Annotated in this window: 1 protein-coding gene; it reads left to right on the plus strand. The window is 38.2% G+C overall.

The features are described from left to right. The coding region (locus BTA35_RS16990) for a YebC/PmpR family DNA-binding transcriptional regulator (protein WP_202931314.1) at nucleotides 1-129 on the plus strand (129 nt) is incomplete at its 5' end. Nucleotides 130-427 lie beyond the last annotated feature (298 nt).

Here is a 427-nt window from a genome sequence, read left to right on the forward strand (position 1 = left end):
ATACAGTTTGTACCACAAAACAGCACTGAAATATCCAGTGATGATGATAAGGCAATGTTCCAAAAATTCTTAGACTTACTAAATGACTTAGATGACGTGCAAAACGTCTATCACAATGTTCAGCAGTAGTAAGAAGTGAGCCAGCTTGTCATTTTAAATGCTAGGTAAGCACCTGAATAAAAGTAATTTGGTATTTTCCGGTCAGTGGCCAGAAAATATAAGAACACTTTTGGAAAGGTTTCTGCATGAGTACTTAATAGAAGATGCCAATATTGATAGGTTTATCGTATAGGGCCTCTTCTGTGTTAACCCTAGTGTAATGGTTCGGATTTTATATATGCCCCAAACGCCAATAAATGCAAGACCATTACAGACTTCCTCAGTGACAGCATCTCCCAAAAAAGGGCGTAAGCGCCTTTATTTAGGC

This window comes from Oceanospirillum linum, from assembly GCF_001995095.2.
Classification (GTDB): domain Bacteria; phylum Pseudomonadota; class Gammaproteobacteria; order Pseudomonadales; family Halomonadaceae; genus Oceanospirillum; species Oceanospirillum linum.